Source organism: Solibacillus sp. FSL W7-1324, from assembly GCF_038008025.1.
Lineage (GTDB): Bacteria > Bacillota > Bacilli > Bacillales_A > Planococcaceae > Solibacillus.
Map to the genome: position 1 here is coordinate 1,225,100 of NZ_JBBOYH010000001.1, position 13,052 is coordinate 1,238,151.

Consider the following 13,052-nt stretch of genomic DNA (forward strand, 5'->3'; position numbering starts at 1 on the left):
TCGCCTCTATTCCAACCAACTGGAGTGTCTTATGAAGGGAAATTTTTTTCCTTCTGCGCCTGCCTATTTTTGTGCACTACCTTTTTTTAATACAACAACAATAAGTTTTGCAAACAGTAGCAATGTCAACGCGCCGCATGCGTCGAGTACGACATCTGCTGCAAGGCCGCTGCGACCCGGAATCATACTTTGGCGGTATTCATCAAGGCTTGCGATTACTACAGCTGTAACAAACGCGAGAACGATTGGAAAGTGCCACTTCAGTTTCCGGTACAAAGTATAGAGTATGACCGCTAATAAACCGTATCCGAAGAAATGGGTAGCTTTTCGGATAAGAAACTCAAGAAATTGAAAATAGCCCCGTGTTTCAACCGATATAATTTTTCCCCAATAAGGAATTTCAAACTGGCTTAACCATTCTTCAAAAGGTTTGTCTTTCAACAAATCCTTTAACGCTGGAACAATCGTTTGCTGTTCATAGCTCATGTTAGACATTACTATGACAACGATTATCCCGATGATGACGAGAACAATCCACTTTTTCATCTATGTTCAGTGTAACGGTCGGTTTTTGTCCAGCTGTCGATCTCCGAAATATTTTGCAGCGATTGCGCTTTTTCGTAAGCATCCAGATTTTGCTTCAGCTGAGCGAGTGTACGTGCCCCAATAACAGTTGAAGCAACAGTTGGATAGCGTAAATTGAATGCGAGGGCAGCTGCATGTACATCCCCGAATTGCTGTTCAATTTTTTGCAGTACGTCTTTTGCTGCCGCTTCATCATAGCTCATATAGGATTTTAAACGTGTACGCCACTCATTTGTCAGCAAGCCTTTCGCGATTGATCCGCGCGTTACGACAGAAGCGCCTGTCTGTTGAATCGAATCGAAAAATTCGCTTGCGCGTTCATCAAAAATATTAAACTGCATCATATTGCTGATGGCATTACTATTTTGCAAAAATGGCATGAAGACATTCGGTCGTATGGAGGAAATGCCATATTCGCGAATTAATCCTTCTTTTTTCAAACCTTCCATTGTGTCGGTAATTTCTTCCCAATTATCTTCGGTCGTACCGCCATGTAACTGGTAAAGATCCAAGTAATCCGTCTGTAGCCGTTGCAGGCTGTCTCGTACCGCTTTATTAATATAGTTTGCGGATGTATCCCAGCCCCAGCCTTCCTTTCCTTCTTCCCAACGATTCCCGACTTTCGTTGCCAAATAAATATCGTGGCGGTGTTGCTTCAGCGCTGCGCCAACAACTTTTTCATTTTCGCCCTGGTTGTACAGGTCTGCGGTATCAAAATAATTAATGCCCGCATCAATTGCAGCATGGATGACCTCTTCTGCTTGTGCCTTGTTTGGAGGTAATGACATACAGCCTAAACTAATTTCAGAGATGTGAAGATTGCTTGTACCTAATTGTCGTTTTTTCATGTTAATTCCTCCCTGGTTCAATATTTTAGAAATAGCTCCTACTAATGGTACAATGAATATTAGGAAGAGAACAAGTGGAGGCATGGTCATGAAAAAATTTGAAGAAAAAACAATTCAATCCCAACCCATCTATTCAGGGAAGGTCATTTCATTAAAAGTAGACGATGTATCGCTTCCGAATGGTGAAACAGGGAAGCGTGAAATTATTAATCATCCAGGAGCAGTCGCGGTAATTGCCATCACAGAAAACAATAAAATTTTACTTGTTGAGCAGTACCGTAAAGCGCTGGAACGTTCAATTATAGAGATTCCTGCCGGCAAGCTGGAAAAAGGGGAAGAGCCTATTGTAACGGCCCGCCGCGAGTTGGAGGAAGAGACAGGCTATACATCGGATCATTTCGATTTTATACAGGCTTTTGCTACATCACCGGGATTTGCGGATGAAATTATCCATATTTACGTAGCAGAAAAGTTAAAAAAATTAGACATTCCGGTTGATTTAGACGAAGATGAATTTGTGGAGCTAATGGAAGTGTCATTGGAAGAAGCAGAAGCGATGGTAGCGGACGGTCGTATTTACGATGCCAAAACCGCTTTTGCGATTTTATGGTTGAAATTAAAAATGAAATGAAATCAATAATTGTTTACGCATAAGGACAATTTATGTGCATAAGTTGTATGGACAAGGAGGCGTCCAAATGCGTAAATATCTATATATTCAATATACTTCGATGATTGTCGTATGTTTCATTTGTGGGGTAGTTTGTTATCAGTTATTCGATATTGGACAAGTACAGCAAATTATTAAATACAGTGATCGTAGACTGCTCCAAATGGATAAACCTGAATTGCTTTGGAGTGTAGTTCCTTTCATAGTTGCCTTAAGTATTGTATTATTCTTTTCGACACATAAATATTTGCCGCGTATAGGCCTTATTTTTATTGCAATAAAAGTAACGTTTTTAGGTTTCAGCTCGGTCTATTTACTTGTACAGCATGAATCTATTAAACTCTATGCATTTTGGTGGTTTCCATTTCAGTTAATATATTGTGTACTTTTAATTATGCTCTATCAAATTACTACTAAAACTTCGAGTAGACGAGCCTTGAAAACGGTCATGCCATGGAATAAGATCATTTTCCTGATCGTCGTAATGCTAATTGTTTTTGCAGTCGAAAATTTAGCAATTACTTATTTATTTAAATAATCATTGTCTTGTAATGAGATTTACTCATTTGGTATAATGAAAAGAGTTTAGGAGGGCGTCACATATGGAGAGCCGTATTGATCGAATTAAAAAGCAACTGCATAGTGCGAGCTATAAGCTGACGCCACAGCGAGAAGCAACAGTAGCGGTTTTACTGGAGCATGAGGAAGATCATTTAAGTGCTGAAGACGTTTACTTATTAGTGAAAGAAAAAGCACCCGAGATTGGACTGGCTACTGTATACCGTACATTGGAGCTTTTAACAGAGCTGAAAATTGTCGATAAAATTAACTTTGGTGATGGGGTGTCCCGTTATGATCTACGTCAAGAGGGCGCAAAGCATTTCCATCATCATCTAGTTTGTATCGAATGTGGCGCAGTAGATGAAATTCAAGAAGATTTACTAGAAGATGTAGAAGAAATTGTGGAGAAACGTTGGAACTTTATTATCAAAGATCACCGTCTTACATTCCATGGCATCTGCTGGCGTTGTCATGATAATAATGACAACTCTGGAGACAGCAATGCATAATCTATAATCAAAAAAAGAGCAGCAAATTTTGCTGTTCTTTTTTTTGTATGATTTTTTGCATTTGCCTAATAATAATAAAAGACAGGCGGGCATCTACACATACACAAAAAACTCTATTTCCCTCAAATGTGAGAAATAGAGTTTTGTAGTTTTAATTATTTCGCCGGATGATGGGCAACAATAAGAACCTTACCTGCATCCAGATCATTCTTTGCAGTTGCATGTTCATTTTCGCCTACACCGATATCAGCAAGCTGATGGTGAAGATCTTCCGGAGTACTCTGGAAGAAGTTTTTAATCGATGCGAAGAAGCCTTTGTCATTTTCCGTTGTGCCGGGAGTTTTGCTCGCATCCACATTGAAAAAGTCGGCAATGTCTTCCGCACGTTTATTGCTGTTTGCGAAGACATGAATATGATCGCGGTCATAACCTTCTGTAATAAATGATTCGATTACTGATTTTGCCTGCACACCGTTTTCTACTGATTTTAAAATTGCCATTATATATACACTCTCCTTTGTATGAATACTTATGTTATTCCCGAACTCTAACAATTAAAACGTTAAGAGATTCATACAGGCAACATTCAGCTGACAGGAGAACGTGCATACAGATGGAATTTATGTTGTTTTAACGGCTACTGTTCTATGAGATCATGCATTTTTTTAATCTCCAAAAATTGCAGCTGATGGCCATCAATTTCATGGATTTTAAATGCGTAGTTTTCATAAATAAATGTATCTTCAATATTCAGGTCCGGCATGTTTGTGAAGTACCAGCCTCCGATTGTATCAACATTCGGATCTTCAATATCAAGAAACAGCAGTTTAGAAACATCTTCAAGCAATACTTTTGAATAGACTAAATAATGGTCTTCACCGATTTTACGAATATCTGAAACTTCATCATCGTCAAACTCATCGCGAATTTCCCCGACAAGCTCTTCCAGAATATCTTCAACGGTAATCATACCGCTCGTTCCGCCATATTCATCAAGCAGGATCGCAATATGAATGCGCTTTTTCTGCATAATTTGAAGCAGACTTTGAATCGGTGTTGTTTCAATTGTGCGAACGACCGGATTAATATAGTCTTCCAATTTGAATGTCGCCGGTTTGATCCGATTGTTCATACCGAGTGTTAAAAAGTCTTTAATATTTAAAAAACCTAAAATATTATCGCGGTCCCCTTCGTATACCGGGTAGCGTGTATAGCGTTCCTCTGAAACTTGCGTTAACACCTCTTCGAACGTTGCAGTTACATCAAAGCCGACAATATCTGTACGGGGAACCATAATTTCACGTGCGATTTTATCATCGAATTCAAATACATTGTTTACATATTTCAATTCGTTTACATTGATCTCGCCGGATTTATAGCTCTCTGATAAAAGCAGGCGCAATTCCTCTTCCGTGTGGGAGAGTTCATGTTCGCTCGCTGGTCGCATCCCGAACAATTTTAATAATAAACGTGCTGAACCATTTAACAGCCAGATTAATGGGAACATAAGTTTATAGAATAATTGTATCGGTTTTGCGAAGGCCAGTGTAATCGCTTCCGCTTTTTGGATGGCAATTGTTTTAGGTGCAAGTTCGCCTACTACTACGTGGAAGAATGTCGCTAAAAAGAATGCACCACCTAATGTAAACCAATGAATAGATTCTGAACCGATACCGAATGATTCGAATAGAGGGTGAAGTATAAATTCAAATGTGGATTCACCGACCATACCGATTCCCAGCGCTGTTACCGTAATACCTAATTGACAGGCCGATAAATATTCATCAAGGTGGGATGTTACATTTTTAGCTGAAATGGAACCAGCTTTACCTTCAGCTACAAGTTGGTCAATACGAGATTGACGTACTTTTACGATCGCAAATTCCGTTGCAACGAAAAAGGCCGTAAAAGCGATTAAAACCGCGAAAATAGTTAAGTTAATGATTGTGGTCAAACGAGCGTTCTACTCACGAAGTAGAACGTTCACCTCCTAGTTATTTAAAATTAATAATAGTGATTGCATGAGTGCAACACTTTCAGGTGAAACTTTTTTACGGAGTTTCTGCCGCTCTTTGTCATCTAAATGCTCCATTAATACCGTTACATCATGTTCGAGTTTGCGCATTTGCAATCGAATATCCTGAACATCGATTTCTTCAGGTTCTTCTTTTGAAGGGCCAAGTAAGCGATGAATTTCATCGAGGCATTTGCCAAGCTTCTTCTGCTCTTCAATCCAGTGAATACGTTCAATCATTTCTTTATCATAGTAGCGATAATTGGATGCCGAACGTTCTACTTTTAGAAGGCCCAAATTTGTATAATAATCAATAGTTCGTTTTGTCACGCCGGTTGCTGCGGCAAGCTCTCCGATTTTTAGTTTGTCGATCCCAAATTATCACCTCAATCTGTCACGTTTTACTTTCAAGAATACCGTAAATAGTACATTTTGTAAATGGGACGCAATTCAAATGAAAGGATATGCTACACCGAAAAAACGAATGAATGAAGGATAAAACGTCACTTCAATTGTACGAAAATGGTAATATAAATGTATAGAATGCAAGAGGGGCGATTTATATGCAAGCTTTAAAAGATTCAATAGAAGATTATCTACATTTTATTAAAGTCGAACGTCAGCTATCTGATAATACATTACAATCCTATAAGCGTGATTTAGTCGCATATGCCCGTCACATTCATCATGAACAGCGAATCATGGAATTTGATAGCGTTATGCGCGAACATATTTTGCTTTATTTGGACAGCTTACGGTCAGTAGGAAAATCATCGAAGACGATCTCGAGACAAATTTCATCAATCCGTTCCTTTCATCAGTTTTTATTGAGGGAAAAGGTGACGAATCAGGATCCTACCGTTCATTTGGAAATGCCGAAAAAAGAACTGTCATTACCAAAAGTATTATCAATAGAAGAAATTGATGCACTTTTGACTGCACCATCCGAAGAAAAACCTCAGGGCACGCGGGATATTGCCATTTTGGAAATGATGTACGGTTCCGGTATGCGTATAAGCGAGCTGATTGAACTGAACTTGGAGGATGTGCATATGACAATGGGCTTCGTCCGTGTATTTGGTAAAGGCGGAAAAGAACGGATTATCCCGCTTGGGCGCAGTGCGATTTCGGCCTGTGTAAAGTATTTGGAAGAGGCAAGACCACAGCTTTTAGGTACTGCACCGAAAAATGATGCGTTTTTCATTACGCAGAGAGGGAAAAGATTCACGAGACAAGGCTGCTGGAAAATCATCAAGGAGCATGCGGCAGCAGCTGGCATTTCCAAAGAAATTACACCGCATGTGCTGCGCCATTCCTTTGCGACACATCTCATTGAAAATGGTGCCGATTTGCGCGCAGTGCAGGAGCTGTTAGGCCATGCGGATATATCAACGACCCAAATTTATACACATGTAAGTAAAACCCGTTTATCGGAAGTATATAAACAATTCCATCCTCGTGCTTAAAAATGGCCTAATCGCGTAACACTAATGGGGAGCTTGGCTTTTATCTATTAAAAATAAATCTTGTGAAATCGGATGTCTGACCTTTACTTTGTTTAGACGTTTTATGTAAAATAGAATGGAAGAAGAGGAGTTGAAAGCATTATGCAACCGTTTAAGAAAGTACATGTAATTGTAATGGATTCTGTTGGTATCGGTGAAGCACCGGATGCCGATAAATTTGGCGATGCTGGCTCAAATACATTAGGACATATCGCAGAAAAAATGAATGGCTTAAATATGCCGAATATGGAGAAGTTAGGTTTATCGAATATTCGTGAACTTAAAGGCATTAATAAAACTGAAAACCCTGCTGCATTTTACGGCATGATGCAAGAAGCATCTGTTGGTAAAGATACAATGACAGGGCACTGGGAGATCATGGGGCTGAATATCGATACTCCGTTTAAAGTATACCCGGACGGCTTTCCTGCAGAACTGATTTCCAAGTTGGAGGAAGCAACTGGCCGCAAAGTTCTTTGTAATTTACCTTACAGTGGAACCGCTGTCATTGACGATTATGGTCCGGAACATATGGAAACAGGTGCCATTATTGTGTATACATCGGCAGACCCGGTAATGCAGATTGCAGCACATGAAGAAGTAATTCCAGTAGAAGAACTTTATAAAATTTGTGAAATTGCACGTGAATTGACATTGGATGCAGAATTTTTAGTAGGCCGTGTTATTGCCCGTCCGTTCGTTGGCGAACCAGGTAATTTCACACGTACATCAAACCGTCATGACTATGCATTGACACCATTTGGACGCACGACAATGGCTGAAATGAAGGATTCGAATCTTGATGTCATTGCGATCGGCAAAATTTCGGACATCTTTAATGGTGACGGGGTAACAGAAGCGATTCGTACAAAAAACAACACGGATGGCATGGACAAAATGGCGGAAGTTGTTCGTCGTGATTTCCATGGTATCAGCTTCCTGAACTTAGTGGACTTTGATGCGAACTTTGGACACCGACGTGATCCGATTGGTTACGGTCAGGCATTGGAAGAATTCGACCGTCGTTTACCGGAAGTTATGGAAGCGTTATCAGAAGATGATCTGCTCATAATTACGGCAGACCACGGGAACGATCCGACATTCCCTGGTACAGACCATACACGTGAATATGTACCGTTGATTGTCTACTCACCACGCTTTACTGCAGGATCAGAACTGCAGTTACGTGAGACATTTGCGGATATTGCAGCAACAATTGCAGATAATTTTAATATTGCAGCACCGCAATTTGGCAAAAGCTTTTTATCAGAGCTGAAATAAGGGGGATTTTCCATATGAGAATGGTAGACATTATTGAAAAAAAACGTAACGGCGAAGAATTGACAACAGCTGAAATTCGTTTCTTTGTAGAAGGATATACAGATGGTACGATTCCTGATTATCAGGCAAGTGCATTATGTATGGCTATTTACTTTCAGGATATGACAGATCGCGAACGCGCGGATTTAACAATGGCAATGGTTGAGTCAGGTGATCAGATTGATCTATCTGCAATTGCCGGTATTAAAGTAGACAAGCACTCAACTGGCGGAGTTGGCGATACAACGACATTGCCATTAGCTGCAATGGTAGCTGCTGTCGGTGTTCCGGTAGCAAAAATGAGTGGCCGTGGTTTAGGTCATACAGGCGGTACGATCGACAAGCTTGAAGCGATTGAAGGATTCCATGTTGAATTAACAAGTGAAGAGTTTTCAAAACAAGTTAATGAAATCGGTATGGCGGTTATCGGTCAATCAGGTAACTTAACACCGGCGGATAAAAAGCTGTATGCGCTGCGTGATGTTACGGGAACGGTTTCAAGCATTCCGCTGATTGCCGGTTCAATTATGTCGAAGAAAATCGCTGCAGGTGCAGATGCAATTGTTCTTGATGTTAAAACAGGTGACGGCGCATTTATGAAAACCGTTGAAGATTCAGTTAAACTGGCTGAAGCTATGGTGAAAATCGGTAATAATGTCGGCCGCAAAACAATGGCGATCATTTCGGATATGAGTCAGCCTTTAGGCTATGCAATCGGGAACGCTCTTGAAGTCCAGGAAGCGATCGATACATTAAAAGGTAAAGGGCCAGCTGACTTAAATGAACTTTGCTATACATTAGGTTCTCAAATGGTTGTTGTTGGCGGAAAAGCAGAAACGATCGAAGAAGCTCGAAAAATGCTGGAGGAAGTTGTAGCTAACGGTGCAGCATTGGAAGTACTGAAAAAATTCATCGCCGCACAAGGCGGAGATGCTTCAGTAGTGGACGATCCATCCCGTTTACCTCAGGCAAAATTCAAATTCGATGTACCGGCAAAAGAAGCTGGCTATGTTTCAAAAATCGAAGCGGATGATATTGGAACGGCTGCAATGCTTCTTGGCGCTGGCCGTGCAACAAAGGAATCTGAAATTGATTTAGCGGTTGGGCTTGTCCTTCATAAAAAGGTGGGCGATCAAGTCGAAAAAGGCGAATCGCTTATGACAATCCATGCCAATACAGAAAATGTCGACGCAGTATTGGAAAAAATTTATGCACATGTATACATTTCTGCAGAAAAAGTCGAAGCACCAAAATTAATCGAAGCAATTATTACACAATAACAAAAAATAAGAATCTTTCGCTGTCCGAATGGATTGCGGAAGATTTTTTTGTGCTTTAAATATTTTACAAATATGATAAAATTAGAAGTATATTGCTGCTTTAAGTAATAAAAATTCTGTTTTATGAATATTTATAAGAAGAAGGGATACTATGAAAGTTAAGTGGTCTGGAAGGTTTGAAGGTTATTCGTTTGCCCATTTCAAAAAGGATTTGTTATCTGGGACGATTGTCGGGATTATTGCTGTACCGTTAGCGATGAGTTTTGCCATTGCTTCCGGTGTCAAACCGGAATACGGGATTTACACAGCGATTATTGCAGGAATATTAATCTCCTTACTGGGAGGTTCGAAGTTCCAAATCGGCGGTCCGACAGGTGCATTTGTTCCGATTTTACTTGGGGTTGTGCTTGTATACGGGTATGAAAACTTGCTCATTGCAGGATTAATGGCGGGAATTATGCTGTTGCTGATGGGGATTTTCAGGCTGGGATCACTAATCAAATTTATCCCGAGGCCGGTAACTGTCGGCTTTACCGCAGGGATTGCCGTTATTATTTTTACCGGACAAATCGGAAATTTTTTAGGGTTAACCAATATGGAGCAGCATGAGAAGTTTCATATGAATGTTCTTGAAATTGCTTCCAATATCGGAACCGTTAATTTTTATAGTCTACTCGTTGCCGTGATTAGTTTCGCGTTAATCCTAATCGCACCGAAAGTTTTACCGAAAGTGCCGGGTGCGCTGATCGGAATTATAGTTTCTTCCGTTGTGACGGTACTTTTTTTACAGGGCCATGTTGCAACTATCGGCTCCACATATGGTGCAATACCGAATACAATGCCGGAATTCCATATTCCTGAAATTACATTAGAGCGTGTTTTCATGCTAATCGGACCGGCATTTGTCATTGCAATGCTAGGCGGGATTGAATCATTGTTATCGGCAGTTGTAGCAGATGGTATGACAAACAGCAAACATAACAGTAACCGGGAACTGATCGGGCAAGGGGTCGCCAATATTGTGACACCGTTTTTTGGAGGAATACCTGCAACAGGGGCGATTGCACGAACGGCTACAAATATTAAATCCGGTGCTGTTTCACCACTATCAGGGGTAATCCATGGGTTCTTCGTTTTATTCACACTCTTATTACTCGCACCATTCGCGGTACATATCCCACTTGCAAGTTTAGCTCCTGTACTCATGATGGTCGCATGGAATATGAGCGAACGCCATCATTTTCTGCACATACTCAAATTGAAATCCGGGGATTCGCTTGTTCTATGCATTACATTTTTATTGACCGTATTTATGAGCTTAACGGTTGCCGTGATGGTCGGACTCATTTTAGCGGTAATCCTATTTGCAAAAAGTATGAGCGATAGCCTGACTGTTTCCAAAGTACTGCCGAATTTGGAAAAAGGGAACGGTAAGTTGCAGTCCCAAATTGTATCGGATTTTCATGATTGTCCACAAATCAGTATTTATACGATCGAAGGTCCTCTATTTTTTGGCGCTGCCGAAAAGTTTGAACAGACTTTGCTGAATACGATACAGGAACGACCGAAAGTATTCATCCTGCGCATGCGGAAAGTGCCGTATATCGATTCGACAGGGGAAGAATATTTCCGCAATATCCTTCAAACTATTAAGGCATATGGCGGAAAAGTTTTTGTAACGAATGTTCAGCCTGGATTGGAACAGATGCTTAGACGAAGCGGGTTGTATGATTTGATGGAGGGGGAGCACTTTTATAATACGACAAGTGACGCGATTTCAGCGGCATGCCAGTATATCGAGTTAAGTAAATGTGTCGGCTGCACCCACTATGCGTTTAAAGAATGCCGATTGCTGTCTAATGGCATACCACTATCAGAGCAGGAAGTGCAGGGACAAAATAAATTATCCGAAGCAACAATATAACATGTATAAATTATAGAAAAAGAACAAAGAATAAGAGACTGAATGGAAAGGTAATACTTTCTGTTCAGTCTCTTTTTTAATTTTAGCAATGATTAAAAATAGACCCAGCTACCTATACTGATTTTAGTTGTCGCAGGAGCACTACTTTTAACGAATGAACACTAGTTTTGTCAGCCAGATAGGATTATTTCTGAACTTGCCGAATTTGCATGCAAGAAGGAGGCGATGTAGGTGAACTTTAATTTAACGATGTATCCAAATGATGTATTGATTGTCCAACTATTTGGCGAACTGGATCATCATGAGACAGAAAAAGTGAGAACACATATATCGAAAGCTATTTTACAAGGAAATGTAAAACTACTCGTTTGGAATTTAGAGCATTTGCATTTTATGGACAGTTCCGGAATTGGGTTAGTGCTTGGCAGAATGCGAGAACTCCGAGCTGTCGATGGACAAACAATTTTGTTAAATCCATCAAAAACGATGCAGAAAATATTCCAGTATTCCGGTTTAGGGAATCTCATACAATTTGCATCTGAACAGCAAGTTATTTCACACAGCGAGGGGGATTGTCAATGGATAACGAAATGACGCTAACTTTTTTGGCGCGCAGTGAAAATGAAGGGTTGGCACGTATTGCCGTTACAAGCTTTATGGCGCAACTCGATCCGACAATTGAAGAGCTATCGGAATGTAAAACAATCGTATCGGAAGCTGTATCGAATGCCATTATCCATGGTTATGCCGATAATCCGCATGGCATTATTACGGTTTATGCGGTTCGTTACGGCTCGGAAGTAAGTGTGACGATTAAAGATGAAGGTTGTGGAATTGAAGATATTGAACAGGCACGTGAGCCATTATACACAACGAAACCGGAGCTTGAACGTTCCGGAATGGGCTTTACAATCATGGAAAGTTTTTCGGATTTCCTGCAAGTGGAATCCGTACTAGGAAAAGGCACAGTCGTAACATTCACAAAACAAATTTTGCCAATAGGGACACTCGTGACATAACGAAATAAGGGGATGGGGAACATCGAGCAGTCATCTGAAACGTTATTAACGCAAGCTTATATGCGTGAACTAATCGCAAAATCACAACAAGGCGATCAAGTTGCGAGAAAAACGATGATTGAAGGAAATACTAGACTTGTTTGGTCTATCGTTCAACGCTTTGCATCAAGGGGTGTTGAACTGGAAGATTTGTTTCAAATTGGCTGTATTGGCTTAATGAAATCGGTTGATAAATTCGACTTGTCCTATGATGTAAAATTTTCCACATATGCAGTGCCGATGATTATTGGGGAGATTCAACGTTTTTTAAGAGATGACGGTATGGTAAAGGTAAGTCGTTCTATCCGGGAATTGAATTACAAAATTCGTCATGCGACTGATGATTATTTGAAAACGAATGAAAAACCACCGTCTGTTGCACAGCTTGCTGAAATACTCCAAGTTTCACAAGAAGATATTTTACTCGCAACGGACGCGATGCGTGATCCGGCAAGTTTGCATGATCAGCTTTTTGAAAATGATGGAGATTCCATTACATTAATGGATCAGATGCGCGATGATAAATCTGAGCTTGCATTTGACTATGTTCCATTGAAAGACATGTTGAAAAGACTTGGGAAACGGGAACAATCGATCATATATTTCCGCTATTATCTGGACTTAACCCAAACGGAAATTGCCGACCGACTCGGTATTTCACAAGTACAAGTATCACGATTGGAAAAGAAAATACTAGCCCAATTGAAATCATGGATGGATCAGTCTACATTAAGCAGATAGGTTAAGTGACCGCAATTACTCCATGGTGTTTTTAGAC

15 protein-coding genes are annotated in these 13,052 nt (G+C 40.3%); 10 read left to right on the top strand and 5 right to left on the bottom strand.

The window, feature by feature from the left end:
* Positions 1 to 63 precede the first annotated feature (63 nt).
* Together MKY71_RS05845 and MKY71_RS05850 are read right to left on the bottom strand one after the other, a co-directional pair.
* The gene (locus tag MKY71_RS05845) at positions 64 to 546 is read right to left on the bottom strand and encodes a VanZ family protein (protein ID WP_340731871.1); all 483 of its coding nucleotides are present in this window, start codon (positions 544 to 546) and stop codon (positions 64 to 66) included.
* The gene (locus tag MKY71_RS05850) at positions 543 to 1,433 is read right to left on the bottom strand and encodes an aldo/keto reductase (RefSeq protein ID WP_339175771.1); all 891 of its coding nucleotides are present in this window, start codon (positions 1,431 to 1,433) and stop codon (positions 543 to 545) included. The genes MKY71_RS05845 and MKY71_RS05850 overlap by 4 nt, the downstream gene beginning before the upstream one ends.
* 88 nt (positions 1,434 to 1,521) lie before the next feature.
* Here MKY71_RS05850 and MKY71_RS05855 point away from each other — a divergent pair, with 88 nt between their 5' ends.
* From MKY71_RS05855 to fur, 3 genes are all read left to right on the top strand, one after another.
* A complete protein-coding gene (locus MKY71_RS05855) occupies positions 1,522 to 2,064 on the top strand; it encodes an NUDIX hydrolase (protein ID WP_339198416.1) in 543 nt (180 codons plus the stop codon).
* Between the two features lie 67 nt (positions 2,065 to 2,131).
* On the top strand, positions 2,132 to 2,641 hold the full coding sequence (locus MKY71_RS05860) for a hypothetical protein (RefSeq protein WP_339175773.1): 510 nt from the start codon (positions 2,132 to 2,134) through the stop codon (positions 2,639 to 2,641).
* 64 nt (positions 2,642 to 2,705) lie between these two features.
* A complete protein-coding gene (gene fur / locus MKY71_RS05865) occupies positions 2,706 to 3,173 on the top strand; it encodes a ferric iron uptake transcriptional regulator (RefSeq protein ID WP_079525722.1) in 468 nt (155 codons plus the stop codon).
* A 155-nt stretch (positions 3,174 to 3,328) separates the two neighbouring features.
* Here fur and MKY71_RS05870 read toward each other — a convergent pair whose 3' ends face one another.
* The 3 genes from MKY71_RS05870 to MKY71_RS05880 all read right to left on the bottom strand — a co-directional run bounded on the left by MKY71_RS05870 (position 3,329) and on the right by MKY71_RS05880 (position 5,517).
* Positions 3,329 to 3,673: a general stress protein gene (locus tag MKY71_RS05870; RefSeq protein ID WP_340731872.1), complete on the bottom strand. Its 345-nt coding sequence runs from the start codon at positions 3,671 to 3,673 to the stop codon at positions 3,329 to 3,331.
* 137 nt (positions 3,674 to 3,810) lie between these two features.
* On the bottom strand, positions 3,811 to 5,127 hold the full coding sequence (locus tag MKY71_RS05875) for a hemolysin family protein (RefSeq protein WP_339175775.1): 1,317 nt from the start codon (positions 5,125 to 5,127) through the stop codon (positions 3,811 to 3,813).
* 36 nt (positions 5,128 to 5,163) lie between these two features.
* Entirely contained in the window at positions 5,164 to 5,517 is a 354-nt protein-coding gene (locus MKY71_RS05880) for a MerR family transcriptional regulator (RefSeq protein WP_445265738.1), read from the bottom strand.
* A gap of 233 nt (positions 5,518 to 5,750) precedes the next feature.
* Between MKY71_RS05880 and xerD the strand changes: the two genes are divergently transcribed.
* From xerD to MKY71_RS05915, 7 genes are all read left to right on the top strand, one after another.
* The gene (xerD, locus tag MKY71_RS05885; protein ID WP_339198419.1) at positions 5,751 to 6,653 is read left to right on the top strand and encodes a site-specific tyrosine recombinase XerD; all 903 of its coding nucleotides are present in this window, start codon (positions 5,751 to 5,753) and stop codon (positions 6,651 to 6,653) included.
* Between the two features lie 141 nt (positions 6,654 to 6,794).
* On the top strand, positions 6,795 to 7,973 hold the full coding sequence (deoB, locus tag MKY71_RS05890; RefSeq protein ID WP_339198421.1) for a phosphopentomutase: 1,179 nt from the start codon (positions 6,795 to 6,797) through the stop codon (positions 7,971 to 7,973).
* 14 nt (positions 7,974 to 7,987) lie between these two features.
* The gene (locus MKY71_RS05895; RefSeq protein WP_339175778.1) at positions 7,988 to 9,292 is read left to right on the top strand and encodes a pyrimidine-nucleoside phosphorylase; all 1,305 of its coding nucleotides are present in this window, start codon (positions 7,988 to 7,990) and stop codon (positions 9,290 to 9,292) included.
* 151 nt (positions 9,293 to 9,443) lie between these two features.
* Positions 9,444 to 11,216, top strand: a complete 1,773-nt coding sequence (locus tag MKY71_RS05900) for a SulP family inorganic anion transporter (protein ID WP_340731873.1) — start codon at positions 9,444 to 9,446, stop codon at positions 11,214 to 11,216.
* 231 nt (positions 11,217 to 11,447) lie between these two features.
* Positions 11,448 to 11,810 (top strand): anti-sigma F factor antagonist, encoded by a 363-nt coding sequence (spoIIAA, locus tag MKY71_RS05905; protein ID WP_008408083.1) that lies wholly within the window; start codon positions 11,448 to 11,450, stop codon positions 11,808 to 11,810.
* Positions 11,795 to 12,235, top strand: coding sequence for an anti-sigma F factor (gene spoIIAB / locus MKY71_RS05910; protein ID WP_340731874.1), 441 nt, complete (start codon positions 11,795 to 11,797; stop codon positions 12,233 to 12,235). Before spoIIAA ends, spoIIAB begins: the two co-directional genes overlap by 16 nt.
* Before the next feature lie 12 nt (positions 12,236 to 12,247).
* Positions 12,248 to 13,015 (top strand): SigF/SigG family RNA polymerase sporulation sigma factor, encoded by a 768-nt coding sequence (locus MKY71_RS05915; protein ID WP_339175783.1) that lies wholly within the window; start codon positions 12,248 to 12,250, stop codon positions 13,013 to 13,015.
* The last annotated feature ends 37 nt before the right edge of the window (positions 13,016 to 13,052 follow it).

Coding starts and splice junctions, on each gene's coding strand:
- MKY71_RS05845 (WP_340731871.1), bottom strand. CDS start 546: ATGAAAAAGTGGATTGTTCTCGTCATCATCGGGATAATCGTTGTCATA.
- MKY71_RS05850 (WP_339175771.1), bottom strand. CDS start 1,433: ATGAAAAAACGACAATTAGGTACAAGCAATCTTCACATCTCTGAAATT.
- MKY71_RS05855 (WP_339198416.1), top strand. CDS start 1,522: ATGAAAAAATTTGAAGAAAAAACAATTCAATCCCAACCCATCTATTCA.
- MKY71_RS05860 (WP_339175773.1), top strand. CDS start 2,132: ATGCGTAAATATCTATATATTCAATATACTTCGATGATTGTCGTATGT.
- fur (WP_079525722.1), top strand. CDS start 2,706: ATGGAGAGCCGTATTGATCGAATTAAAAAGCAACTGCATAGTGCGAGC.
- MKY71_RS05870 (WP_340731872.1), bottom strand. CDS start 3,673: ATGGCAATTTTAAAATCAGTAGAAAACGGTGTGCAGGCAAAATCAGTA.
- xerD (WP_339198419.1), top strand. CDS start 5,751: ATGCAAGCTTTAAAAGATTCAATAGAAGATTATCTACATTTTATTAAA.
- deoB (WP_339198421.1), top strand. CDS start 6,795: ATGCAACCGTTTAAGAAAGTACATGTAATTGTAATGGATTCTGTTGGT.
- MKY71_RS05895 (WP_339175778.1), top strand. CDS start 7,988: ATGAGAATGGTAGACATTATTGAAAAAAAACGTAACGGCGAAGAATTG.
- MKY71_RS05900 (WP_340731873.1), top strand. CDS start 9,444: ATGAAAGTTAAGTGGTCTGGAAGGTTTGAAGGTTATTCGTTTGCCCAT.
- spoIIAB (WP_340731874.1), top strand. CDS start 11,795: ATGGATAACGAAATGACGCTAACTTTTTTGGCGCGCAGTGAAAATGAA.
- MKY71_RS05915 (WP_339175783.1), top strand. CDS start 12,248: ATGGGGAACATCGAGCAGTCATCTGAAACGTTATTAACGCAAGCTTAT.